At 35.3% G+C, this 20,830-nt stretch carries 34 protein-coding genes and 7 pseudogenes; 34 read left to right on the forward strand and 7 right to left on the reverse strand.

Translation table 11 applies throughout. From position 1 onward, the window contains the following. The first annotated feature begins 13 nt into the window (after positions 1 to 13). From QA442_RS11735 to QA442_RS11750, 4 genes are read left to right on the forward strand one after another with little or no spacing between them, the layout of a single operon-like run. The gene (locus QA442_RS11735; RefSeq protein WP_423856557.1) at positions 14 to 361 is read left to right on the forward strand and encodes a hypothetical protein; all 348 of its coding nucleotides are present in this window, start codon (positions 14 to 16) and stop codon (positions 359 to 361) included. A gap of 14 nt (positions 362 to 375) precedes the next feature. Next, positions 376 to 723, forward strand: coding sequence for a hypothetical protein (locus tag QA442_RS11740; protein WP_071581222.1), 348 nt, complete (start codon positions 376 to 378; stop codon positions 721 to 723). A 13-nt stretch (positions 724 to 736) separates the two neighbouring features. After that, positions 737 to 862 (forward strand): hypothetical protein, encoded by a 126-nt coding sequence (locus tag QA442_RS11745; protein ID WP_071581223.1) that lies wholly within the window; start codon positions 737 to 739, stop codon positions 860 to 862. 31 nt (positions 863 to 893) lie between these two features. Next, a complete protein-coding gene (locus QA442_RS11750; protein ID WP_071581224.1) occupies positions 894 to 1,160 on the forward strand; it encodes a hypothetical protein in 267 nt (88 codons plus the stop codon). Between the two features lie 42 nt (positions 1,161 to 1,202). Here QA442_RS11750 and QA442_RS11755 read toward each other — a convergent pair whose 3' ends face one another. Together QA442_RS11755 and QA442_RS11760 are read right to left on the reverse strand one after the other, a co-directional pair. Continuing rightward, positions 1,203 to 1,517 (reverse strand): hypothetical protein, encoded by a 315-nt coding sequence (locus QA442_RS11755; RefSeq protein WP_071581225.1) that lies wholly within the window; start codon positions 1,515 to 1,517, stop codon positions 1,203 to 1,205. 17 nt (positions 1,518 to 1,534) lie between these two features. After that, positions 1,535 to 1,678 carry a hypothetical protein gene (locus tag QA442_RS11760; protein WP_175535160.1) on the reverse strand — a complete coding sequence of 48 codons (144 nt, stop codon included), beginning with the start codon at positions 1,676 to 1,678 and terminating at the stop codon, positions 1,535 to 1,537. 249 nt (positions 1,679 to 1,927) lie between these two features. Between QA442_RS11760 and QA442_RS11765 the strand changes: the two genes are divergently transcribed. The 13 genes and pseudogenes from QA442_RS11765 to QA442_RS11825 all read left to right on the forward strand — a co-directional run bounded on the left by QA442_RS11765 (position 1,928) and on the right by QA442_RS11825 (position 10,687). Then, positions 1,928 to 2,278: a hypothetical protein gene (locus QA442_RS11765; protein WP_213417573.1), complete on the forward strand. Its 351-nt coding sequence runs from the start codon at positions 1,928 to 1,930 to the stop codon at positions 2,276 to 2,278. 51 nt (positions 2,279 to 2,329) lie between these two features. Then, positions 2,330 to 2,677, forward strand: coding sequence for a hypothetical protein (locus QA442_RS11770; RefSeq protein ID WP_032721808.1), 348 nt, complete (start codon positions 2,330 to 2,332; stop codon positions 2,675 to 2,677). Beyond that, complete coding sequence (gene nrdI, locus QA442_RS11775) at positions 2,677 to 3,072, forward strand: class Ib ribonucleoside-diphosphate reductase assembly flavoprotein NrdI (protein ID WP_279473018.1); 396 nt, start codon at positions 2,677 to 2,679, stop codon at positions 3,070 to 3,072. Before QA442_RS11770 ends, nrdI begins: the two co-directional genes overlap by 1 nt. Beyond that, positions 3,035 to 3,754, forward strand: a pseudogene (locus tag QA442_RS11780) (ribonucleotide reductase N-terminal alpha domain-containing protein); the annotation flags it as partial. The gene nrdI and the pseudogene QA442_RS11780, both read left to right, overlap by 38 nt. Before the next feature lie 252 nt (positions 3,755 to 4,006). Next, positions 4,007 to 6,541 (forward strand): annotated as a pseudogene (locus tag QA442_RS11785) (LAGLIDADG family homing endonuclease); the annotation flags it as partial. A gap of 265 nt (positions 6,542 to 6,806) precedes the next feature. Further along, positions 6,807 to 7,391 (forward strand): annotated as a pseudogene (locus QA442_RS11790) (ribonucleotide-diphosphate reductase subunit beta); the annotation flags it as partial. Positions 7,392 to 7,498: 107 nt separating this feature from the next. Next, positions 7,499 to 8,020 carry an HNH endonuclease signature motif containing protein gene (locus tag QA442_RS11795; RefSeq protein WP_071581228.1) on the forward strand — a complete coding sequence of 174 codons (522 nt, stop codon included), beginning with the start codon at positions 7,499 to 7,501 and terminating at the stop codon, positions 8,018 to 8,020. Positions 8,021 to 8,196: 176 nt separating this feature from the next. Next, positions 8,197 to 8,604: pseudogene (locus tag QA442_RS11800) on the forward strand (ribonucleotide-diphosphate reductase subunit beta); the annotation flags it as partial. After that, positions 8,601 to 8,842 (forward strand): annotated as a pseudogene (locus QA442_RS11805) (thioredoxin family protein). The pseudogenes QA442_RS11800 and QA442_RS11805, both read left to right, overlap by 4 nt. Before the next feature lie 42 nt (positions 8,843 to 8,884). Then, positions 8,885 to 9,247, forward strand: coding sequence for a hypothetical protein (locus QA442_RS11810; RefSeq protein ID WP_279473019.1), 363 nt, complete (start codon positions 8,885 to 8,887; stop codon positions 9,245 to 9,247). A gap of 73 nt (positions 9,248 to 9,320) precedes the next feature. Further along, positions 9,321 to 9,749: a dUTP diphosphatase DutA gene (dutA, locus tag QA442_RS11815; protein ID WP_071581230.1), complete on the forward strand. Its 429-nt coding sequence runs from the start codon at positions 9,321 to 9,323 to the stop codon at positions 9,747 to 9,749. 482 nt (positions 9,750 to 10,231) lie between these two features. After that, the gene (locus tag QA442_RS11820) at positions 10,232 to 10,399 is read left to right on the forward strand and encodes a hypothetical protein (RefSeq protein WP_071581231.1); all 168 of its coding nucleotides are present in this window, start codon (positions 10,232 to 10,234) and stop codon (positions 10,397 to 10,399) included. Between the two features lie 4 nt (positions 10,400 to 10,403). Further along, a pseudogene (locus QA442_RS11825) lies at positions 10,404 to 10,687 on the forward strand (hypothetical protein). Positions 10,688 to 11,027: 340 nt separating this feature from the next. On the opposite strand, the gene QA442_RS11830 reads toward QA442_RS11825, so the two are convergent. Then, positions 11,028 to 11,651: a DUF1643 domain-containing protein gene (locus QA442_RS11830; RefSeq protein ID WP_279473020.1), complete on the reverse strand. Its 624-nt coding sequence runs from the start codon at positions 11,649 to 11,651 to the stop codon at positions 11,028 to 11,030. 39 nt (positions 11,652 to 11,690) lie between these two features. On the opposite strand from QA442_RS11830, the gene QA442_RS11835 reads away from it, so the two are divergent. The 4 genes from QA442_RS11835 (at position 11,691) to QA442_RS11850 (ending at position 13,729) form a co-directional block, all read left to right on the forward strand. Beyond that, entirely contained in the window at positions 11,691 to 12,530 is an 840-nt protein-coding gene (locus QA442_RS11835) for a thymidylate synthase (RefSeq protein WP_279473021.1), read from the forward strand. 326 nt (positions 12,531 to 12,856) lie between these two features. Continuing rightward, positions 12,857 to 13,219, forward strand: a complete 363-nt coding sequence (locus QA442_RS11840) for a hypothetical protein (protein WP_032721843.1) — start codon at positions 12,857 to 12,859, stop codon at positions 13,217 to 13,219. Between the two features lie 3 nt (positions 13,220 to 13,222). Beyond that, positions 13,223 to 13,519: a hypothetical protein gene (locus tag QA442_RS11845; RefSeq protein WP_032721845.1), complete on the forward strand. Its 297-nt coding sequence runs from the start codon at positions 13,223 to 13,225 to the stop codon at positions 13,517 to 13,519. Further along, positions 13,520 to 13,729 carry a hypothetical protein gene (locus tag QA442_RS11850; protein WP_279473024.1) on the forward strand — a complete coding sequence of 70 codons (210 nt, stop codon included), beginning with the start codon at positions 13,520 to 13,522 and terminating at the stop codon, positions 13,727 to 13,729. Positions 13,730 to 13,788: 59 nt separating this feature from the next. On the opposite strand, the gene QA442_RS11855 is transcribed toward QA442_RS11850, so the two are convergent. Further along, the gene (locus QA442_RS11855; protein WP_279473025.1) at positions 13,789 to 14,001 is read right to left on the reverse strand and encodes a hypothetical protein; all 213 of its coding nucleotides are present in this window, start codon (positions 13,999 to 14,001) and stop codon (positions 13,789 to 13,791) included. Between the two features lie 291 nt (positions 14,002 to 14,292). Next, positions 14,293 to 14,511, reverse strand: coding sequence for an acid-soluble spore protein SspC (gene sspC, locus QA442_RS11860; protein ID WP_279473026.1), 219 nt, complete (start codon positions 14,509 to 14,511; stop codon positions 14,293 to 14,295). A 118-nt stretch (positions 14,512 to 14,629) separates the two neighbouring features. Between sspC and QA442_RS11865 the strand changes: the two genes are divergently transcribed. The 6 genes from QA442_RS11865 (at position 14,630) to QA442_RS11890 (ending at position 17,466) form a co-directional block, all read left to right on the forward strand. Beyond that, entirely contained in the window at positions 14,630 to 15,457 is an 828-nt protein-coding gene (locus QA442_RS11865; RefSeq protein WP_279473027.1) for a metallophosphoesterase family protein, read from the forward strand. A 9-nt stretch (positions 15,458 to 15,466) separates the two neighbouring features. Next, positions 15,467 to 15,688, forward strand: a complete 222-nt coding sequence (locus QA442_RS11870) for a hypothetical protein (protein WP_163136918.1) — start codon at positions 15,467 to 15,469, stop codon at positions 15,686 to 15,688. Between the two features lie 51 nt (positions 15,689 to 15,739). Next, positions 15,740 to 15,994 carry a hypothetical protein gene (locus tag QA442_RS11875; protein WP_147797683.1) on the forward strand — a complete coding sequence of 85 codons (255 nt, stop codon included), beginning with the start codon at positions 15,740 to 15,742 and terminating at the stop codon, positions 15,992 to 15,994. Between the two features lie 32 nt (positions 15,995 to 16,026). Beyond that, positions 16,027 to 16,704 (forward strand): DUF559 domain-containing protein, encoded by a 678-nt coding sequence (locus QA442_RS11880; RefSeq protein ID WP_279473031.1) that lies wholly within the window; start codon positions 16,027 to 16,029, stop codon positions 16,702 to 16,704. Between the two features lie 32 nt (positions 16,705 to 16,736). Then, on the forward strand, positions 16,737 to 17,213 hold the full coding sequence (locus tag QA442_RS11885) for a macro domain-containing protein (protein ID WP_279473032.1): 477 nt from the start codon (positions 16,737 to 16,739) through the stop codon (positions 17,211 to 17,213). Positions 17,214 to 17,280: 67 nt separating this feature from the next. Further along, complete coding sequence (locus tag QA442_RS11890; RefSeq protein ID WP_279474500.1) at positions 17,281 to 17,466, forward strand: hypothetical protein; 186 nt, start codon at positions 17,281 to 17,283, stop codon at positions 17,464 to 17,466. Position 17,467: 1 nt separating this feature from the next. Here QA442_RS11890 and QA442_RS11895 read toward each other — a convergent pair whose 3' ends face one another. Beyond that, positions 17,468 to 17,710: a helix-turn-helix domain-containing protein gene (locus QA442_RS11895; RefSeq protein ID WP_279473033.1), complete on the reverse strand. Its 243-nt coding sequence runs from the start codon at positions 17,708 to 17,710 to the stop codon at positions 17,468 to 17,470. 74 nt (positions 17,711 to 17,784) lie between these two features. Between QA442_RS11895 and QA442_RS11900 the strand changes: the two genes are divergently transcribed. The 6 genes and pseudogenes from QA442_RS11900 to QA442_RS11925 all read left to right on the forward strand — a co-directional run bounded on the left by QA442_RS11900 (position 17,785) and on the right by QA442_RS11925 (position 20,388). Then, the gene (locus tag QA442_RS11900; RefSeq protein WP_279473034.1) at positions 17,785 to 18,372 is read left to right on the forward strand and encodes a hypothetical protein; all 588 of its coding nucleotides are present in this window, start codon (positions 17,785 to 17,787) and stop codon (positions 18,370 to 18,372) included. Next, a complete protein-coding gene (locus tag QA442_RS11905) occupies positions 18,369 to 18,518 on the forward strand; it encodes a hypothetical protein (RefSeq protein WP_279473035.1) in 150 nt (49 codons plus the stop codon). The genes QA442_RS11900 and QA442_RS11905 overlap by 4 nt, the downstream gene beginning before the upstream one ends. Positions 18,519 to 18,551: 33 nt before the next feature. Further along, a pseudogene (locus QA442_RS11910) lies at positions 18,552 to 18,971 on the forward strand (lysine 2,3-aminomutase); the annotation flags it as partial. Beyond that, entirely contained in the window at positions 18,968 to 19,246 is a 279-nt protein-coding gene (locus tag QA442_RS11915) for a YokU family protein (RefSeq protein WP_040082864.1), read from the forward strand. The pseudogene QA442_RS11910 and the gene QA442_RS11915, both read left to right, overlap by 4 nt. Positions 19,247 to 19,332: 86 nt before the next feature. Then, positions 19,333 to 19,557: a YozE family protein gene (locus QA442_RS11920; RefSeq protein ID WP_003241575.1), complete on the forward strand. Its 225-nt coding sequence runs from the start codon at positions 19,333 to 19,335 to the stop codon at positions 19,555 to 19,557. 150 nt (positions 19,558 to 19,707) lie between these two features. Next, positions 19,708 to 20,388 carry a hypothetical protein gene (locus tag QA442_RS11925; protein WP_095431564.1) on the forward strand — a complete coding sequence of 227 codons (681 nt, stop codon included), beginning with the start codon at positions 19,708 to 19,710 and terminating at the stop codon, positions 20,386 to 20,388. Here QA442_RS11925 and QA442_RS11930 read toward each other — a convergent pair. After that, positions 20,385 to 20,528, reverse strand: coding sequence for a hypothetical protein (locus QA442_RS11930; protein WP_014664301.1), 144 nt, complete (start codon positions 20,526 to 20,528; stop codon positions 20,385 to 20,387). The genes QA442_RS11925 and QA442_RS11930 overlap by 4 nt on opposite strands. Positions 20,529 to 20,646: 118 nt before the next feature. Here QA442_RS11930 and QA442_RS11935 point away from each other — a divergent pair, with 118 nt between their 5' ends. After that, positions 20,647 to 20,823: a YozD family protein gene (locus QA442_RS11935; protein ID WP_003231166.1), complete on the forward strand. Its 177-nt coding sequence runs from the start codon at positions 20,647 to 20,649 to the stop codon at positions 20,821 to 20,823. Positions 20,824 to 20,830 lie beyond the last annotated feature (7 nt).

A 20,830-nucleotide genomic window follows, 5' to 3' on the forward strand; every position in this document is an offset into this window, starting at 1 on the left:
TTGGACATTAGGCCTGTGTGATGCCCTTGTCCCAATTGAGCAGCAATGTGAATACCAGCCATTTTTTGAAGGTGTTATCGACTTAGACCCAATTGAAGTCGGAGGGAAAGTGTATATGCCAGGGTTTAACGAATATGTAGTCGTAACAGACAGGCAACGCAACACAAAAAATGAATGGACATATCAGACTGACAAGATCATTAAAACAGTTGAAGATAAAGAGAGTCTTGAAAAAGCAATTCAAAAACAAGAAAAAATCGAGGAATTTAATCAGCAACTTAAACAAGAATATGAACGCTTTAAAGAGCAAGAAGAAAAACGTAAAACTTCCTGGTGGAAGAGGCTAATTAAAAAAGACTAAAGGAGAGATATTTATTGAATAAGGATACAAAAGATATTTGGAACGGTTTCTTTATCGGATCAGGTTCTCTGATTGTAGTTGGGTTACTTATTTTTGTTGAAGCGTTGACTATGTCACTAATTGTTTATTACGGATTGAATCACGTGTTAAATCCTTTGCTTATTGATACATACAACATTCAAAATGTCCATGTCACTTTACCTCATGCATTTGTTATTGGTGTTTTACTCAACGTATTTGTCAAAGGTGTAAAACGGTCAGATCAGGAAAAAGATGAGAACATTTTCAAGAAAGCCGGTAAGTCTTTACTTCATTCAGCTTTCGCATTGATTGTTCTGTATGTTAGCACATTGTTTATCTAAGGAGGCACTCAAGTTGAGTGATGATAATGCTGCTAAGATTATTTTCAAAAAGAAATCAACTGGTGAAATAGTCGGCGAAATGAAAGTTACAACTTTACCTGCTGACACCATTTTGCAAAACGACAATAAGTCTAAATAAAAGTTTTATTTTAAAAGAATATGGAGGGAACATGTTTTCTATATTAATAAAAGCAGAGGATGTAGAAGGCTTCGTCAAAGTGAACTTTGAATTTGAATCTGGAGAGTACCCATGTTTTAGTGACGATAACATTGAACAGAGGTTTTATCAAATTGATCCTGCTACAAGCGATAAAGAGATTTATAAAAAACTGTGTTCACTCCACGAGAAAAATATAGATTTAATTTTTGATGGAGTAGAACGGAAATTCAGAGTGACAAACCAGGATGTACTTGTTTTAACAGAGGTGTTTAGTTAAAAAGATGATTTTAAAGGAAGAAGATGGCGCGGAAGCCATCCTCTAAAACCCTAGTTGCTTTGCCATATATAAGTTGGTTGCTTCTTGCTGCATTTCTTTCCAGTTGAAAAATTTACTGTTTTCACGAACAAAGTCATCCCATGAATCAACCGGGATTGATTCAAAATCTTGTTGACTCTCGATTGTGAAAGGTGATTTATTCAACATTTCATCAAAAGATAAGAAGTTTGTATTTTTTTTCATAAAAGATTCTGTGAAAAGAACATCTAGTTGAACTTCTTGTCCTTTCTCAAGTTCTTTAGCTTTATTTTGCATCTTTTTGATATTTCGTTCGAATTTTTTGAAACCATTTTTCATTTATTTTCATCCCCTAGTCATTTTCTTTTAGATTTTGCTTGAGAGAGTACTGAACCAGCTAAGCTTTTAGCTGTTTTGCTAGATGATTTAGATTTAAGCACCTTCGATGCTTTAGTTGCTAGTTTGGAAGAAGAAACTCTACGAGTACTTGATTTTGCCAAGGAAATCACCACCTGTCGAGGGAAAATATGTTCGGGATACACTATATATAGTACACTATTATTTTAATGAAATACAAGATATAGATTCGTTTTTATGAAAAATTCATATTTTGATCAAATCAGGCAAATGAGCAGACTCATTAGGGCCCAAAAAAGCTTTTTAAGGAGGTGATTCTAACTTAGATTAAGTCAAAGGAAAGCAAAACAAAAATCTAGATAAAATCACAGTTTTATTAGAGGAGTGATGAAATGAAAAGTTGGATTAAAAGCAAAGTAACATCTTTTTTAGGTATAGATTCTCTTGAGCAGAAATTATTGGAAGAGAATAAACAGCTAAAGTTTAAGCTGAAAAACTTAGAATCTCTAAATCAAAAAATCATTGAAGAGAATAATTCTATCATGAAACAATTTAATATTTCAGCAGATATTAACCATTATGAAAATCATAGTTGGGCAGTAATATCAATTCAAGGTAAACCAGAATATGTGAAATTTGTTAACCTATCGAATCAAGATATGCGAAGCGTACATAGTTTCCTAAAGCAATTTGAAAGAACAAATAGGACAATCGATAGTCCTTTAAAGTTTTTAAAATTTTGATAAAACTTCTATCTTATTCAAACCAAAATACAAATTATAAGGAGATGTAAAATGGGGGCAGCTAGACAGTTATACGTAAAGCGTAATGATCTGGTGACTATGGAGGAAGCAAAAGAAAATAAAAAGATACATATGCAAAATGGTGAGTCATTTACAGTATTTAAGGGAGAACTTATTGCAACTGACTTAGAAGGACATCAAATGGTTATCCCACAAAGTCAAAAGGATAACTATATCCCTGTTGAATTGGAGGAATTATCTCCATATGAGGCTCAAATGGCCAAAGGTTATGCTGAGATGGGAGCCATTAATAGTGAAATAGCTGAAGCATATTACCATGTTGAAAATGAAGCAGAATCTGCAACTACAAGATTAATTACAGGGGCATATAACGATTAGTGATCATTACATATGAGAGTAAAACTGGCAATGTAAGAAATTTTGTAAAAGCGCTACAACACAAATTAGATATTGAAGCTATTGAAATAACTGATGATACGATCATCAATCAAGAGTTCATACATATTACATATACGATAGGCTTTGGGGAAGTGCCTGAAAGGACTTTGAGTTTTATCAAAAAGAATAAAAATAAAATAAGAGGAGTTGCTGTTAGTGGTAACAAGGTTTGGGGTGATAACTATGGTTTAGCTGGAGACAAGCTTTCAGCTAAGTTCCACACACCATTGTTATTAAAGTTTGAACTTAGTGGAACGAAACAAGACTTACAGAAGATCATTCAGGAGGTACAACTTATTGACAAACACAATACCAAAGTGGATCAAGCTCAATAATGAGATCATGATTCAGAAAAATGGGAAGTATCAATTCGAAAAGGATAAGGATGCCGTACATAGTTACTTTGTTGATTACATTAATCAAAACACAGTTTTCTTTCACGATCTAAAAGAGAAACTTGATTATTTGATTAAAAATGATTATTACGAAGAAGAATTCTTAGATCAATACACATTTGAGCAGATTAAATCGATTTATAAGATTGCTTACAGTTACAAATTTAGATTCCCGTCTTTTATGAGTGCGTTTAAGTTTTACAATGACTACGCATTGAAGACAAATGATAAAACAAAGATTCTGGAAAGATATGAGGATCGTGTCTCAATTGTAGCTTTGTATTGTGCTGATGGTGATTACGAGAAAGCTGTTGAGGAAGTACATACTATGATGAAACAGGAGTATCAGCCGGCAACACCTACTTTCCTTAATGCTGGACGTAAGAGAAGAGGCGAAATGGTGAGCTGCTTCTTACTCGAAGTGGATGACAGCTTGAATGCTATTTCACGTGCTATTGATATCTCCATGCAGCTTTCTAAACTGGGCGGAGGAGTAGCATTAAATCTAAACAAACTAAGAGCCAAAGGTGAAGCGATTAAAGACGTAGAGAATGCGACTAAAGGTGTCGTAGGTGTTATGAAGCTATTGGATAATGCTTTTAGATATGCAGATCAGATGGGTTGATTTGGCCCCTTTCGTCAGTAATGGCGATCGAAAACCTCTTTAATTCATGGGAACTCCTACAGGGACAATCATGAGCGAAGCAAGACTAAGTCTTGAACGTGCAACGACTAGCCGAAAGGCGTAGGCTGCAAGCTATTGGCAGTCGAAACAGGAGGCGCCCTTAGTGGGTGAAGATATAGTCTAACCTTCATGGTAACATGAAGCAGCCATATGGCGGGGCGTGCTTAGCGAACACGTTTGAATGGTCTGCAAAGACAAGGATCAGGAGCAGTTTATCTAAGTGTGTTCCATCCAGACATTACAGACTTCCTGGATACCAAAAAAATAAGTGCTGATGAAGATGTCCGAGTTAAAACACTGTCTATAGGTGTAGTTGTTCCTGATAAATTTATTGAACTTGCAAGGGAAGACAAGGATTATTACATGTTCTATCCGCATTCAGTATACAAGGAATATGGACAGTATCTTGATGAGATGAGCATCAATGAAATGTATGATGAGCTTGTCGAAAACCCTAGGGTTAGAAAAGCTAAAGGGAATACTCGGAAGCTGTTAGAGCAATTGGCCATTCTAAGAAGCGAATCTGGCTATCCGTATATTATGTTCGCTGACAATGTAAATAAAGTGCACCCAAATGAACATATTTCAAAAGTGAAGTTTTCAAATTTGTGCGTTACTGGAGAAACACTTCTTTTAACTGAGAATGGATATGAAAAAGCAGCAGATCTTTACAAAAAGCAGAATGATCTTAAAGTGGTCATTGATAATAGAACAAAAGATTTTGCAGTTGATAGCAAAGGTACCACAATTGTAGATGCAATTCCAATGCAACTGACTAAAAAAGATGCGGAAATATTTAAAGTCAAAACGAAGCAAGGATATGAAATTAGGGCAACTGAGTGGCACAAATTCTATGTGAAAAGAGATGGTGAAATTCAAAAACTCCAATTGAATCAACTGAAAACGGGCGATAAATTATTAGTCCAATCAGCGGAAGGAGCATACGGGAAAGTTCATGAACCCGATCTTGCATACATTATGGGCATTATAGCTGGTGATGGAACCATTACTGAAAAAACTGCCAAGATTTATTTATACGATAATAAAAAAGTTCTTGAGCAGAAAGTTACTGATGCAGTTCACCGTATTATTCAAAAACAAAAGGTTGATCGTGCTTATAAGCACAATACATCACTTCTCCCAACATTTAATATGGCCAACCCAGAAAAACAAGATTTGCTCTACATGAATAGTACTGTCTTATTTGACATCTTAAAGAAGTTCGGTATGAACAAAGAAACAAAAACAAGAGTCCCAGAATTCATTTTTCAAGCTAACAAGGAAACCCAAGCAGCTTATTTATCGGGTTTATTCCAGACTGATGGGTGTGTAAATGCAAATCATAAAGCCAAAGCATTAACTATTGAGTTAACATCCATCCACTATGAAAGCCTTCAGGACGTTCAGAAGCTGTTACTGAACATGGGTGTTTATACAACGATTTATTCTAACAATAAGCGCTCACAAGAACTCCTTCCTGATGGAAAAGGCGGTTCTAAGCTTTACAATGTAAAACCAACACACAAAATCAGTATTCAAGATAGAAACTCAAGAGAGTTGTTTATGAGTATTGTTGAAATGAAAGAATACGATGTTTATAAATTCAATTTGTTAACTGAGACATTGCAACCTAAGTCAAGAAAGCCAAAGCATGATTTTACAGCTGAAATTATTAGTATTGAAGAAGATGGCGTTGAGGATGTTTATGATACAACACAAGAAGACTATCACTCTCTGATTTTCAATGGAATTGTTACGGGCAACTGTTCAGAGGTACTTCAATCATCACAAGTATCAGTGTATACGGATTACGATAAAGAGGATGAAATTGGTTTAGATATCTCCTGCAATCTTGGTTCAATGAACATTGGAAACGTAATGAGTAATCAATCAATTGCTTCAACAGTCAGAATAGCAATTGACTCACTGACAACTATTACAAGGAAAACAAACATTGTAAATGCCCCAGCAGTTGCAAGAGCAAATACACTAATGAGATCAATTGGTCTAGGGCAGATGAACCTTCACGGTTTTCTAGCTCAAAATAATATTGCTTATGAAAGTGAAGAAGCTAAGGATTTTGTTAATACATACTTTATGATGGTTAACTTCTACTCTCTGCAGCGTTCAATGGAAATTGCACGAGAAACAGGGGAGACATACTACAAGTTTGATGGTTCGACTTATAAATCAGGTGAGTATTTCGAAAAGTACGTAACAAATGATTTTAGCCCGAAATTTGAAAAAGTTAAAAAGCTGTTTGGAGATCAACATATTCCTAATATTGAAGATTGGATGAAGCTTAAAGAAGATGTGATGAAATATGGTCTTTATCATTCCTATAGACAAGCAATTGCACCTACTGGAAGTATCTCATATGTTCAATCATCTACGGCGGGTGTAATGCCCATTATGGAAAGAATTGAGGAACGTACATACGGAAACAGTAAGACATATTATCCAATGCCAGGTTTATCAGCTCAGAATTGGTTCTTCTACAAAGAAGCATATGACATGGATATGTTTAAAGTTGTTGATCTTATTGCTACGATTCAGCAGCATGTTGACCAGGGAATTTCATTTACCTTGTTCTTGAAAGATACGATGACAACGAGAGACCTAAACAGAATAGACCTCTACGCTCATCATAAAGGAATTAAGACCTTGTATTATGCAAGAACTAAGGATACAGGTCAGGATTCATGTCTATCTTGTGTTGTCTGATTAACTCTATAAAAATAGTATTCATACAATAGTTCAGAAATTAAAAGAAGGATATTCATTAAAATAGCATTTGTTAAATTTCCTTAAAAAACAGTGATAGACCTAGTTTAACAAAAAACATAAAGATAATTTTTTGAACGTTTTTATTCATAAGTAAAACCATCCTCTTATAATTTTAGGGGCTTTGTTACCCCGTATATAAGGGCTTCAAAGAGGGTGGTTTTACAGTGTCAAATCTAAAATTTTTTAAGATAGGGGAATATTTTTGACAAAAATTTATGACGCAGCAAACTGGTCAAAGCATGAAGACGATTTTACCCAAATGTTCTATAACCAAAACGTGAAACAGTTCTGGCTTCCGGAAGAGATTGCTTTAAACGGCGATCTTCTCACATGGAAGTACCTCGGAAAAAATGAGCAGGACACTTATATGAAGGTACTTGCAGGACTTACGCTTCTTGATACAGAGCAGGGGAATACGGGGATGCCGATTGTGGCTGAACACGTAGATGGCCACCAGCGGAAAGCGGTGCTGAACTTTATGGCGATGATGGAGAACGCTGTCCATGCGAAGTCGTACAGCAACATCTTTCTAACTTTGGCTCCAACCGAGAAGATCAATGAAGTCTTCGAATGGGTGAAAAACAATAGGTTTCTTCAAAAGAAGGCTAGAACAATTGTTTCAATTTATAAAGCAGTTGAGAAGAACGATGAAATTTCCTTATTCAGAGCAATGGTTGCATCTGTGTTTCTGGAGAGTTTTCTTTTTTACTCAGGATTTTATTACCCACTTTATTTTTATGGACAAGGAAAGTTAATGCAAAGTGGAGAGATCATTAACCTGATTATTTAATAGTCCCTTTTGTCGGCAACGGCAAATGTGAACCTCTCTAATTGCTGGAAAATCCTTATTAGGACAATCAGCAGCGAAGCTATGCGAACCCAAAGGAGGTGAAAATGATAAGGAAAGAAGTCGAAGAAGCACCTTGGTGGATAACGGAAACGGGAGTTATCATATCAAAAAAATTAAAGAAACCAAGAAAGACATTTATTACTCCACATGGCTATGAAATGATAGGATACACGCATCCGAAAAAAGGAACACAGAACTATTTAGTACATAGGTTAGTCGCAAAATATTTTATTCATGATATACCAAAAGGAATGTTTGTAAACCACATAGATGGAAATAAACTAAACAACCACGTTCGGAACTTAGAAATAGTTACACCTAAAGAAAATACTCTACATGCAATGAAAATTGGATTAATGTCAGGACAACCTGGAGAAAGTAATTCAATGTCAAAGCTCACTAATATGGAGGCAACAAATTTAATCTATGATTTGATTGCTGGAATGAACAATGTTGAAGCTGGTAAAAAATACAGCCTTCATCCTCGTTACGTTAGTCTAATTCGACATAAAAGAAGATGGAAGACTTTATGGGATCGCATAGAACGTTCAACGACTATCGCATAGGCGGCGAAATTCCGCAAAACGAGTAGGGCGCAAGCTATTGGCGTGGGTGAGAACCCCTTAAATCGAAACGGGAGGCATCCTACAGGGATGATGATATAGTCTGCTCCTTACGGTAACGTAAGGCGGTTGCGACAGAGCAACGAACCGAAAGTAGCGAACTCGGTTGAACTAAGGGTATTAGAGACGAAGCGATTCACGGAACGTATGTTGGATTGTTGGCTCAGGAGATTTATAAGAAGCAAACACCAGAGAAGCAAAAGGAATTGTACGAATGGGCTTTAAGCTTACTGCAGGAGCTTTACGAAAATGAATTGGAGTATACAGAAGATGTCTATGATCAAGTTGGCTTAGCTCCTGATGTTAAGAAATTCATCAGATACAATGCTAATAAAGCTTTAAACAACCTGGGATTCGATCAACTGTTTGAGGAAGAAGACGTTAACCCAATTGTTATTAATGGATTGAGCACTAAGACCAAATCCCATGACTTCTTTTCAACTAAAGGGAATGGGTACAAAAAAGCAACGGTTGAACCATTAAGGGATTCAGATTTTATTTTTAACGAGAGAGGATGTATTCGATGAGAGTAATTAAATTAGAGCAGCCTAATTGCAATCCATGTAAAATGGTGTCCAATTATTAGAACAAGCAAATATTCAATTTGAGACAGTTGACGTTACACAGGAACCAGAAGTGGCAGCTAGATTTGGTGTTATGGGAGTACCGGTAACCATTTTGCTGAATGATCAAGGAGAAGAAGTAAACCGAAGTATTGGTTTTAAACCCAATGAACTTGATGAGTTATTAAAGGAATTACGATAAAAGGGTAATTTTAAACAAACTTAAATTTAAAGGAGCTAATAAATGTATTTCATTGAAACTCAAGAAGGATTAATTGGAAAAGAAGTTGCTTATGTTTGGGCAAATCAGTTTTGTGAACAAACAACAATTATTACTAAGGATGGAGGCGTGTTTATGGCTTGTCAACAAGCTGACTGGGATGATGGCTATGAGACAAGGATTTTATACCCGCATGAAGCAAAGAAGATCTTACACCCTCTGAAAAGAGAATTACATGAAAAAGGTGTGATCGATGAAACAGAGTGGGAAGAGTATGAAAATGAGTTAAAAAAGAAGCAAGAGGCGGAAAGAGAAAAGTATCTCAAAGAGAAAGAAGAAAATGATCGTAAACTATATGAAGAGTTGAGGGCAAAGTTCGAACAATAATGAGCTGTTTGTTTAACTGAAGAAGGTAATACAGGTACGTGCATACATTAAAAACTAAAGGAGTTAATACATAATGCAAATTAAAATCAAGTATCTAGATGAAACACAAACAAGAATCAGCAAAATTGAGCAGGGAGACTGGATCGATCTTCGAGCTGCTGAAGATGTAGCAATCAAAAAAGATGAATTTAAACTTGTCCCTTTAGGTGTGGCCATGGAATTGCCTGAAGGTTACGAAGCACATGTCGTCCCTCGTTCCAGTACATATAAAAACTTTGGCGTTATTCAAACAAATTCAATGGGTGTTATCGATGAGTCATATAAGGGAGACAGTGATTTCTGGTTCTTTCCTGCTTATGCATTACGTGATACTGAGATTAAAAAGGGAGATCGGATTTGTCAATTTAGAATTATGAAGAAAATGCCGGCAGTTGAATTGGTAGAGGTTGAGCATTTGGGGAATGAAGATAGAGGCGGGCACGGTTCTACGGGAACGAAATAAACAAATTTAAAAACCTTGGCTGTATTCATGCTGTGATCTGAACAATGGAGGTTTCAGCCAAGGTACATATAAATATTATGTTTAAAATGAATATTTTAATACGAAGGATTTAATTAAAAACAAATTTTAAAAAAGGAAGTTTTGAAAAAGTGAAATAGTAATAACTAAAGTCGATAAAGAACCTAAAGATGTCAAAGAAACAATTTTTCTTGCGCTTTGCTTTTTTGAAGGTTTACTTAGTTCATGGATAACTGCACCCCATAAAAGCAAGGATGCTAAAATTATAATACTCAAATACATATCAATACTTCCTTTCTTTGTTTTTACAGATTTAATAATTGACGTCGATTTTACCACATTTAGGATATAGATGTCGATGGATTAAGCATTTAAATAGATAAAAGAATACTTTTAACTAATATTTAAGGAGGAAAGAGATCAGTAACAGCAAAGAAAGAGCTTTACAAGCAAAATATGAAGACATGCTTTATAGGAATGGTCTGTGCTTTGGATTTCTTCAGTTGCAAGGACTTGAAGATGAATTTATTGAACATATGAGACAAGTTGCTGAGTACGATAAAGACCTGAGATACAAGAAGGCAGCGGCTAACTTCATGAAGATGCATGACCAAAATAAACTGGGTGGGTGAATAATTGCTTAAGGATAAAAATAAAATAATAAAGAGTATTGAAAAGATCAACAAACTTGAAGAAGGGTTGTCACTATTTGAAGAAGGTGACGAAGAATATTTAAGTGTATTAGTGAAAATTCAGGGGCTATATGATGAAATCGCAGATACTGCTTTAGAGTGTTTTAAAGAGATGACTACAAAAATCAGGAAAACTGGTCAGAAACGGATTGTAAAAGGGATTGGTCAGTTACCACATGCAATTAAAGAGCTGATCAAGTGAATGATATTAAAGGGGGATTATTTTAAAAAAGCCCAATTTCTCATGGACAAATGACATTTGATAATGAGATAAATACAATGCAATAAACCAGGGGGAGCGAAGGGAGTAAAATTAAATATGTTTAGACAATACCCAATGTGGTACGTACCACCTCTGTATAATTTATTACCTCAATATCAAGTCTCCACATCGTATAGTGATCCTAATCGATGTTATAGCATTTGTATGTATCAAACATATGGGAATTATCAATTGTGCAGTAGGCTTTGTTATGAACAGTTGCCAATTTAAAGAATTGATGAGGAGGTTAATTCCTCCTCTAAAAATCAATTTTGGATACTGAGTATATCTTCGTTTTATGAAGCTTTATTTTAGTTTAATATTATTCCAATAGTGACAATAATGGAAAAATAAGAACTCCCCTTCAATATAATCCAATCCCCAAGCTTTTCGAGAAGGATGATACGCACAATGTTTAGGGCTTATTCGATCATAATCCTTAAATATTAACCCGTAACAGATTTTTTCTTTTCCATTAAGGAGGTGCATGACTTTTCTATGCTCCTTAATTCGTATGGGATTGCCAGTCGCTAAGTAAATTCTATTTGCATCTTTTATGCAGTTTTTAATTTTATTTAAGTTCATCTCTTGAACTGCGGTATACATAGATTCACTGTGATTTACAACCGATTTCAAAACTTCTTGAATGTCTGATCCCTCACAAATAGGGTATACATTGACAAATCTAGCTTTCCCTGTATCAGTCTTATAATATGCGTACTCAAGCAAGAGATTAATTGTTGCGTCTGACAGTGTACTATCAGCTGAACTTGGATTCATTAAAATGAACGTAGTAATCTTATTTGAGTTATTCTTTAATTCAATTTCTAAAATTGTTCTCTTATCTATGCTTAACTCTTCAATAAAGGTTGATCTGTCAGAGTAAATTGTATCTTTAATTACATAATTAGGATAAGGGATAGTTACCATATATCTCACCTTTCAAAATTTTAAGGAGGAACTTAAAATATGACTCAATTTGATAAACAATACAACTCAATTATAAAGGATATCATAAATAATGGAATCTCAGACGAAGAATTTCATGTAAGAACCAAGTGGGACTCAGATGGAACACCGGCTCATACACTAAGTGTCATTAGTAAGCAAATGAGGTTCGACAACTCAGAGGTTCCGATTTTAACCACAAAAAAAGTCGCCTGGAAAACAGCCATTAAAGAGTTGCTCTGGATTTGGCAGCTGAAATCGAATGATGTTACAGAATTAAACAAGATGGGCGTACATATCTGGGATCAGTGGAAGCAAGAAGATGGCAGCATCGGACATGCATATGGATTCCAGCTGGGCAAGAAAAACAGAAATCTAAATGGAGAAAAGGTAGATCAGGTTGATTATCTTCTGCATCAATTGAAGAACAACCCATCTTCACGGAGACACATTACAATGCTTTGGAATCCTGATGAATTAGACTCAATGGCCTTAACACCATGTGTATATGAGACGCAATGGTATGTTAAGCAAGGAAAACTCCACCTAGAGGTAAGAGCACGGAGCAATGATATGGCATTGGGAAATCCCTTCAATGTATTTCAGTACAATGTTTTGCAGCGCATGATTGCTCAAGTGACTGGTTATGAGCTTGGTGAATATATCTTTAACATTGGTGATTGCCATGTGTACACACGTCATATAGATAATTTGAAAATCCAAATGGAAAGAGAGCAGTTTGAAGCACCTGAATTATGGATCAATCCTGAAGTAAAAGATTTTTATGACTTTACCATTGATGATTTCAAGTTAATCAACTATAAACATGGGGACAGGCTTTCATTTGAGGTAGCAGTTTAATGCTGCCTCTTTATTGTGCATTAAAAGTGAAACCTATAGGATAAGATTAGAGTGATTGGGAGGTGGTAATTATGGTCACAGAAGATGAGCAAATGAGCTGAGGAATTATGAAATTGGTGAAATATCGCCTCCAGCTTGCTTACGGAACAAAAGGTTAATAAAGCTAAACCAATAAATAAAGAATAAAAATAAAATAGATATAGACAACATAATGGACAGGTGATAAGATAGAGACAAGTTAATCAGCTTGTTCTTTTATATATTTAGAGTAAAAATAAAATTACTATAAAACTAATATTTTATTCAAACTTTAAGGAGGTGATTCATTGGAGGCAGGAGACAAAATACATAACACCAACGAACAGATAAGAGTCTTAAAGGAAAAGAAATATCAAATTGAAACAACATTACTTGAAAAACAGAGGGATCTTTTAAGACTTGAAACTCAGCAAAACAAAGAGAAGCTTGAATTCTTATTCGAGTTAAGCGAAGTCTTAACCCAATTGGAAGATGAAGAATGGGTAAGCTGCACGATTGCTTTACGAATTATTAGAAGAAATAAAAGAAAATACTTATATCTTTTTGATTTTAATGATGACAAAGCATACATAAATAAGGATAAATTTAAAATTCTTCATGATGAATTCTTTGACCTGAAACAACAATTAAATGATATCTCAGGAGGCTGAAAAATGAAAAATGTGAGTCAAACGGTAATCAATAATGCGAATACGGTATTTGAAAAGAAGGACGATAAATATTTTGGTTATAAGTCTCGTTTTGGAGATATCGTTATTGGGGGAGCATATTCATATAGATTTGTAGTTCACTACGCAAAAACGAATCAAGATGTTGTTATTATTCCTGGCGATGTGAATACGGTAACGACTCCGGTCTGTACGACACTAGAGGAACGTTTATGGCGGCCGGAGAAAAGCACACAAATACGCCGCGATGAGATCGTTGAGCAGGCAAAGGAGGACGAATAAATGAAACCAGAAAATTTACGGATTATAAAGGGGCATGGATGGTACAGAAATTTTGTAGGCAATGTTTATGAAATAGTAGAAGAGGATTTTATACAAGAAGCATATTTGGTTAAAACTTGGTACACAACTGAAGTCGACATAAGAATGAAATTGTGTGTAGTTTTTAAGGAAGACTGTGAAATTGAAATAAGTGAAAAAGTTGTTCAGTAAAGTGATTATTAAATAAAATCTGTATTTTATTTAGATTAAGGCGCAAAAAAATGAAGAGGTCAAACCTCTTCATCATGCAGTGCAGTTTTCTTCTTTGGCTCCCAACTGCAGCCTAAAACTGAATTAATAATCCCAGCTGTTAAGAATCCAAAAAAAACACCTAAGTAATGATTTATATTCACACTAAACCATACACCAAGAGAAATTGCTGTGATTAGAATTTCTGAAATGCTTTTTATAAATGGATGTGAATTGAAAAAATTTTTAAACATGTATTGCTCTCTTTCTGCTTTGATTTCTTAAATAATGATTTTAAAAACAAAGTTATGTAAATGAAAAATTAGGAATCAAGCACAAGGCCAGAAATTAAAGAAGAATATGATTATATTGACCAAACGCTTATTTTTCTTTGTTTTGTGCTTATTTTGCCACAAGTTAATACACCTCTAAATGATATTTGCATAGAAAATCATACCATTGAAAAATGTGGTAGAGCAAGTGAGAGGGTTAAATGTAATGGCATGGTTTAGAAAGGAGCATAAAAAGAGGGGATTTACCCCTCCTTAATGAAATTGACCGCCCATGTTCTGTTGAGCTAAGCGAACTAAACGTTTGGTGATTTCTCCACCAACTGAACCGTTTGCACGAGAAGTAGTCTCAGCACCTAATTGAACACCAAACTCAGAAGCTATTTCAAGTTTCATTTGTTCAATAGCTGAAGCTGCTTGAGGAATTAATAACTCATTATTGTTGTTTGCTCTTGATCTGCTTTGTTGAGCCATCTTATTCATCTCCTAAAGTGTAATGAAAACAAGCTTGTTTGAATCATATTATGGAGAGATTATTTTAATTTATACGCGCCAACGAAATTAATTTTTTCATTAAGAAAGGTGGGCGAAAATGAAAATCGATTATGTATCAGATCTTCATATTAATCATTGGATTCCCTGGAATGTAAATCAAATTAAGTGGGAGAAGCGAACAAGAGAAATTGTAAATAGGTTAATCTCAAACGGTAATGGGGAGGTATTAGTCATTGCCGGTGATTTTACTGAATGGAATCAACAAACATTATGGGTTTTGGATGAGGCAGCAAAGCAATACGAGAAGGTTTACTTTACATATGGAAATCATGATCTTTACTTACTTAGCAAGAGCCAAAAAAGAAAATACTCAGACTCAATAGGCAGGTTGAATGATCTAATCAAAAAAGCTGCGGACATAAATAAAGTAACTCCTTTAATTAAGACAACTGATACATACAAAGGTAAAGTTTTTGCAGGAGATGTTATGTGGTACCTACCAAAAGGAATTGAAGGATGGGATTTCTATAGAGGGGTGTCAAATGATTCTAATTACATTTCCATTAATGGATACAGCAAAGAAGATGGAGTAAGAGCAATGTGGAAAGAATCAATGGATTGGTATGAAGCGCTTGAAAACACCCAAGTTGATGTTTTTGTTTCCCATGTTCCACCTGTTCACAATCCTTACTCTCCATTTGAGCCTAATACATGCTATATGGTTGAAGTACCATTCATTAACGCAAAACATTGGATTTGTGGCCATGATCATTTACAAGCTGAGTTTGAAAAAGATGGAACGAGATTTCACATGAATTGTATCGGATATCCGTATGACTATGATAATTACCCAAGTGTCAATGTGATACCAGATAAGCAAGTTGATACATATAAAACGTTTGAGTTGAAGACATTTGAAATATGAGGTGAATTCGTGAAGAAAAAATTAGATGATGTGTGGACAGTTGTATATAAAGATCATGATGAAGAACCTATGGCCTTTTCATACTATTCCAAAACAGATGCGGAGATTGCAAAACAGACAATTGAAAAATCAAACGGTACTCATTTAGTTAATGAAAAGGAAGAAGTCGTTGGGTATATTCATTTAGACTGGGTCTATTTAATCCATGGGAGGTTAATTAAAACCGACTAAGAGAGAGAGAAAATAAAATTCTAATTTTATACAGAAGGAGAATGAGACAATATGACAAAAGAAAATAGAAACTTAATTATGCTTGAAGCAGAAAGAGAACAGGCTAAAATGCGATTAGAGAATCAAATTTCAAGCATTCGTAACATGTTAGATAATTTAGAATCAAAGTTAAAAAACAATCAGCAATTATATATATCGGATGGATTGCAAGGAAATGGTAGTAATATTGACAAACATCTCGCACAATTAGCAACCTATGATAGAGCGATTGAACTTTTCAATAGACAATTTTCTAAGAATGAATAAAATGTTGATTTTATTTAGAAAGGGGGACGAGGATGGACAATTACCTACAAATACTTGACCAAGTTAAATCAATAGAAATGTCATTAACAACAAAGGAATTCACTGTTCAGATGATAAGTGATTACTTCGAAGTCCCTGAAGATACAATTAAGACAGTATTGAAAAGGAACATGAAAATAATACAGCAATATTCAGAAATAAGAACAGTTGAAATGAAAAAATTGAAACAGGAAGCAGCAATTTTTCAGTCGCCCAAATTTAAAAAAGTAAGAAGGCTATCCTTAGTTAATATATACGGTTTACTTAGAATAGGATTACTTTTACGGAACAGCATTATCGCAAGACAATTTCAGAAAAACGTTGGGCATCTTGAATTACCAGAAAGATTTACAGATGTAGTGATTGGTAATGCAGAATATAAAGCAAAAGAGAAAAAGTTAGGGGTGTTTATCAGTACAGCTTTTAAAGACGTATTCAGTATTGAGGAACAAGTGAAGTGTGGAACTTACTATATTGATTATGTCATTGAAGAGAAGGTTGCTATTGAATGTGATGAGCATGGACATAAAAGTTATTCGAAACACAAAGAATTGGTTAGAGAAGAGTACATAAAAAGAAAAGGTTATAAGTTAATTAGATTTAATCCAGATAGTGAGGATTCAGTATTTGAGCTAATCAACAGAGTCTTTCTGGCATGTAAAACTACATAAAATCGGTCTTTTATTGAGAAAGGAGCAGATATATGATCAAAATCGAAAAAGGCAATATTTTAGATGCAACTGAAGATATAATTGTACAACAAGTAAACTGTAAAGGGGTCATGGGTGCAGGAGTGGCTAAGGCTATTCTGAACAAGTATTCAAACGTAAAGAAAGAATATCAGTCTTTTAGAAACTTCAACTTAAACAAAGGATTAACTGATAAAGATTTATTAGGATTAGTCAATTATGTTCGAGTCAGTGATGGGAAGGTTATTGCTAACGTATTCGGCCAGATTAACATTAAGAAAAATCGCTTTGATAAAACTGTGTACACAAAGACAGAAGCTTTAACAAGGGGATTAAAAGAAGTGAAAGAGTTGTCCAAACAGTTAAATAAATCAGTTGCTATTCCATATGGTATTGGGTGTGGCTTAGCGGGTGGTGATTGGAACATAATATCTGAGCTTATTGATAGTATCTTTAGTGATTACAAAGTGACGATTTATAAATTGGATTAGTGATTAAAAATCAATTGAGGAGCCATGGTAAAAAGGATAAAAATAAAATTAGTGGAGGAGAAAGAAAATTAACGAGGCTTATCATTCAATTCATACACTGTATAACAAAATGGATAGACAAATGAAAACAGTAAAGGAGGCCATTGAAGAAAAAGATTTGCAAAGAGCACATCGTAACTTAATTAACTTAGCCGACAATAATGAGGAATTAATGCAGGAAATCAGGTGGATCAAAAAGGGAACCACCATGTGATTTATTTGATCAATTGTCTGCGCTCTTTAAAGTTCCATACATAAAGCTCTTCTATAGAGCAACCTATGGCATCAGCAAACGTCATTGTTGTTCCAATATTCATATTTGATTTAAAACCACTTACATAATCATTAATACGTTGTTTAGGTAATCCAGTACGTTCAACAAGGTCTTCAATTGAAACGCTATATTCATGCATAAGCTCATTGAGTCTTGAATCAACTGGTCTCCATTGTTTTTTCACTATGTACAGCTCTTTCAGCAACGATTTTAGCACATACATAATTTACCTTCAATATAGATTAGGAGAGTGATTGATTGGGAGCAAACAATCAAGGGAAAGTTTTTGAAGCGAACATTGAAAAATCTGCAGCGGATCAGAAGTTGTTCTTTTACCGGATTAAAGATGTTAATCCAATGTTCTTGAAAAGAGGGGCAGCAATATCAAAAAACAAATATGACTGTTTCCTGCATTTTAACGGATACTTGTTCCCCTTTGAGCTAAAGTCTACAAAGAACAAGTCCATTTCCTTCAGTGAGAAGATCATAAAAGGACAGCAGATTAAACACTTAAAAGAAGCAGCACAATACCCAAACATAATTCCTGGTTTTCTGTTTCAATTTAGAGAGCCTGAGAACAAGGTTTATTTCGTACATATTGATGAATTCTTGAAATACAAAAACATAGCTGAAAAACAATTAGAGCATACATATAAGAATAAAGTTAACAAGTCCAGTATCCCGATAGCAATTTGTGAAGAGATCGGTACAGAAGTGCGCTGGATGAAAAAGAAAGTGAACTATACATATTATTTGAACAAGCTTTGCGGGGAATTGATTAAGAAATTTTCGAATAGGACAAATTCTGAAAGTCATACACCTGTCAATAGGAGGGTGGTAAAATGACTATTGATGAATTATGCAAAAAGTACAACCTTCAAAATTGCACTGTAAAATATAGAAATGAGCCGAATCTTGAATTGATGGCAAAAGCTTTTATGGATTTTAAAAGAAAACTTTATTTAGAAAGAAAAAAGGAGACTACCGAATAAGGTAGTCTTTATTTACTTACAATAAAAAATAACATACCTACCTTTGTCGTTGACGCACCAGGCGGCGGAGGTAAAATCGCCCTGCAGCCAAACTATGTCCTGTCACAAAGTCCAGACAAAGTCATCTTAAGAAATTTTGAAGGTGTGATTACGTCATATCCGGAACCGGAGAATTATATCCCCAACCAGGCAGACGCTTATTTTGAGTCCGTTTTCCCTGAAACCGCTGACAAAAAGGATCCGGTCGGGCTGAGTGCTATTTTTGCTGACAAAGAAGTTTCATTTACACCTGAAAATATAGACAGAATCAAAAGGAGAGAGGCATACATCGCAAATCCGGAGCATGAAACATTAAAAGACCGCCGTGAGAAAAGGGATCAGCTTAAAGAAAAGAAATTTTTGGCGCAGCAGAAAAAACAGGAAGAGATTGAAAGCGGAGGAGATTCTTCATGAAAACATGCGAATGGTGCGGCGAACTTGAAGCGGTGCCCGGAAGGAACACCGTGTACTGGGAGCTCCCTGATGGAACGAGGGCTATAGAATTGACAGACACCCCCGCCATGGTATGTGCTGCCTGCGGTATGAGCTATCAAGAGGAAAATACGGTTAAGGAGATTGAGGATCAGTTGCTTTTGATTCAAACAAAAAAACTGCCTGAAAGCCTAACGTATCAGCAGCTCATGGAGACAGAAAGGATTTTGAAACGCAACTATTTTGACTTCTCCTGAGTCATGTTTCAGTATTCTTTTGTTGTAATTTTACACTTGAACTGTATAATAGAACAACAAAAGACAGACACCAGGAGGGGAAACCCATGAAATCCTTTTATCACTATTTATTAAAATACAGACACCCGAAGCCGAAGGACAGCATCAGTGAATTTGCCAATCAGGCGTATGAGGATCACAGCTTTCCGAAAACATCAACCGATTATCATGAAATCAGTTCGTATTTGGAGCTGAATGCTGATTATCTTCACACGATGGCAACGTTTGATGAAGCTTGGGATCAATACGAGGCTGAAGTGCACGGCAGATAATAGCTGTTTCATCCGCAGATCACTGCGGATTTTTTTATGTCCATATCCATACCATAATTGGATATTTCCTTTGGTTTTCATGCCCATGCGAATTGGCTTCCCCCGGCATACGATAGCGTATGAGAAATGTTGCGGCGAGGGGGAGACACCATGAAGCAAAATAAACCGAAATTCCAAGTAGGGGATATCGTAGTCGTCATTATGTATGGAACAGTTGGCACCATCACAAAAGTGCACCAAATTGATAAACACTATCTTTATGAGGTCAATCATAACGAAGTTTTATACTTCGAATCGTCCATTCAGCTTTATAAAGATTATGAGGGTGTCATTGTCGACATGGAAAAGCTTGATATTGAGTATGAATTCCTTATTGGAGACGTTGTTTATGTAAAAGATTATGGAAAAGAACTCTTTCGCATTATCGGCCACAGAACAGAAATTTGGAGATATTTAGAAGATGGCTGGGAAGATATCATTTATGAGCTCACCCGTTTAAAGGATGGAGAGTGGCTTGAAACGGAGGAAGAGGATCTCACGCTGGTGCTTAGAAAATATGAAATGGACCAGTTTGTACACCAGCTGTTGTTTGTCCACTATGTCGGAGAAACTGGCCATGAGATCGGCGAAGATATCGCATCGTCTGCTCTTCTTCAGTTTGAAGGCGATGATGAAGATCAAGATACCCTTCACATCCTTGCTGTATCAATTGTTGATGAGCTTCTGGATATTTATAATGATTACAAAATTCTGTACAAAATGTTCCATGATGAAGAATATAAAGATATGATGAAGTTTGTTCTGGAAAGTTTAAAAGAGCATTTCAGTTAGTTTGTGAACATACGGATCAAGATATATATAAAATAAGGCAGACAGCCCCAAATCATGACACGCGTCATCCCTTTGAGCGTTTTTTCCATTATGATATCAAATCTTTCTCCGTCCAGTGCTTCCATCATTTTAGCGATCATAGCGTCAGCCTCCCATGGCTCGTTTTTTATTCAATATATGACTGAAAGAATTGTTTAGAACACCGGGTATAATTCAGCCTGTTTTTTCATAAAACATAAAAAAGGAGGCGGTACGGAGATGAAAGAGATAGATCTTGTGATTGATACGGAAGAAATCGCTGAATTTTTTTACAGAGAGCTTGCAAGACGGGGCTACATACCGAGTGAGGATGAGCTGTTTGAAATCGCTGATATTACCTTTGATTATTTGATAGAAAAATGTATGATAGATGAAGAGCTGGATGAAGATGAGTGAGGCTTAA

The organism is Bacillus stercoris (assembly GCF_029772985.1).
Taxonomy (GTDB): domain Bacteria; phylum Bacillota; class Bacilli; order Bacillales; family Bacillaceae; genus Bacillus; species Bacillus stercoris.

What these genes read in the sequence shown, in the direction of transcription:
- QA442_RS11935 (WP_003231166.1), top strand. Translation starts at nt 20,647, where the DNA reads ATGAAAGAGATAGATCTTGTGATTGATACGGAAGAAATCGCTGAATTT.
- QA442_RS11795 (WP_071581228.1), top strand. Translation starts at nt 7,499, where the DNA reads ATGATAAGGAAAGAAGTCGAAGAAGCACCTTGGTGGATAACGGAAACG.
- QA442_RS11855 (WP_279473025.1), bottom strand. Translation starts at nt 14,001, where the DNA reads ATGTTTAAAAATTTTTTCAATTCACATCCATTTATAAAAAGCATTTCA.
- QA442_RS11915 (WP_040082864.1), top strand. Translation starts at nt 18,968, where the DNA reads ATGAAAACATGCGAATGGTGCGGCGAACTTGAAGCGGTGCCCGGAAGG.
- sspC (WP_279473026.1), bottom strand. Translation starts at nt 14,511, where the DNA reads ATGGCTCAACAAAGCAGATCAAGAGCAAACAACAATAATGAGTTATTA.
- QA442_RS11845 (WP_032721845.1), top strand. Translation starts at nt 13,223, where the DNA reads ATGAAAAATGTGAGTCAAACGGTAATCAATAATGCGAATACGGTATTT.
- QA442_RS11755 (WP_071581225.1), bottom strand. Translation starts at nt 1,517, where the DNA reads ATGAAAAATGGTTTCAAAAAATTCGAACGAAATATCAAAAAGATGCAA.
- QA442_RS11905 (WP_279473035.1), top strand. Translation starts at nt 18,369, where the DNA reads ATGACTATTGATGAATTATGCAAAAAGTACAACCTTCAAAATTGCACT.
- QA442_RS11810 (WP_279473019.1), top strand. Translation starts at nt 8,885, where the DNA reads ATGTATTTCATTGAAACTCAAGAAGGATTAATTGGAAAAGAAGTTGCT.
- QA442_RS11880 (WP_279473031.1), top strand. Translation starts at nt 16,027, where the DNA reads ATGGACAATTACCTACAAATACTTGACCAAGTTAAATCAATAGAAATG.
- dutA (WP_071581230.1), top strand. Translation starts at nt 9,321, where the DNA reads ATGCAAATTAAAATCAAGTATCTAGATGAAACACAAACAAGAATCAGC.
- QA442_RS11750 (WP_071581224.1), top strand. Translation starts at nt 894, where the DNA reads ATGTTTTCTATATTAATAAAAGCAGAGGATGTAGAAGGCTTCGTCAAA.
- QA442_RS11885 (WP_279473032.1), top strand. Translation starts at nt 16,737, where the DNA reads ATGATCAAAATCGAAAAAGGCAATATTTTAGATGCAACTGAAGATATA.
- QA442_RS11770 (WP_032721808.1), top strand. Translation starts at nt 2,330, where the DNA reads ATGGGGGCAGCTAGACAGTTATACGTAAAGCGTAATGATCTGGTGACT.
- QA442_RS11930 (WP_014664301.1), bottom strand. Translation starts at nt 20,528, where the DNA reads ATGATCGCTAAAATGATGGAAGCACTGGACGGAGAAAGATTTGATATC.
- QA442_RS11765 (WP_213417573.1), top strand. Translation starts at nt 1,928, where the DNA reads ATGAAAAGTTGGATTAAAAGCAAAGTAACATCTTTTTTAGGTATAGAT.
- QA442_RS11820 (WP_071581231.1), top strand. Translation starts at nt 10,232, where the DNA reads ATGCTTTATAGGAATGGTCTGTGCTTTGGATTTCTTCAGTTGCAAGGA.
- QA442_RS11920 (WP_003241575.1), top strand. Translation starts at nt 19,333, where the DNA reads ATGAAATCCTTTTATCACTATTTATTAAAATACAGACACCCGAAGCCG.
- QA442_RS11830 (WP_279473020.1), bottom strand. Translation starts at nt 11,651, where the DNA reads ATGGTAACTATCCCTTATCCTAATTATGTAATTAAAGATACAATTTAC.
- QA442_RS11850 (WP_279473024.1), top strand. Translation starts at nt 13,520, where the DNA reads ATGAAACCAGAAAATTTACGGATTATAAAGGGGCATGGATGGTACAGA.
- QA442_RS11875 (WP_147797683.1), top strand. Translation starts at nt 15,740, where the DNA reads ATGACAAAAGAAAATAGAAACTTAATTATGCTTGAAGCAGAAAGAGAA.
- QA442_RS11835 (WP_279473021.1), top strand. Translation starts at nt 11,691, where the DNA reads ATGACTCAATTTGATAAACAATACAACTCAATTATAAAGGATATCATA.
- QA442_RS11865 (WP_279473027.1), top strand. Translation starts at nt 14,630, where the DNA reads ATGAAAATCGATTATGTATCAGATCTTCATATTAATCATTGGATTCCC.
- QA442_RS11925 (WP_095431564.1), top strand. Translation starts at nt 19,708, where the DNA reads ATGAAGCAAAATAAACCGAAATTCCAAGTAGGGGATATCGTAGTCGTC.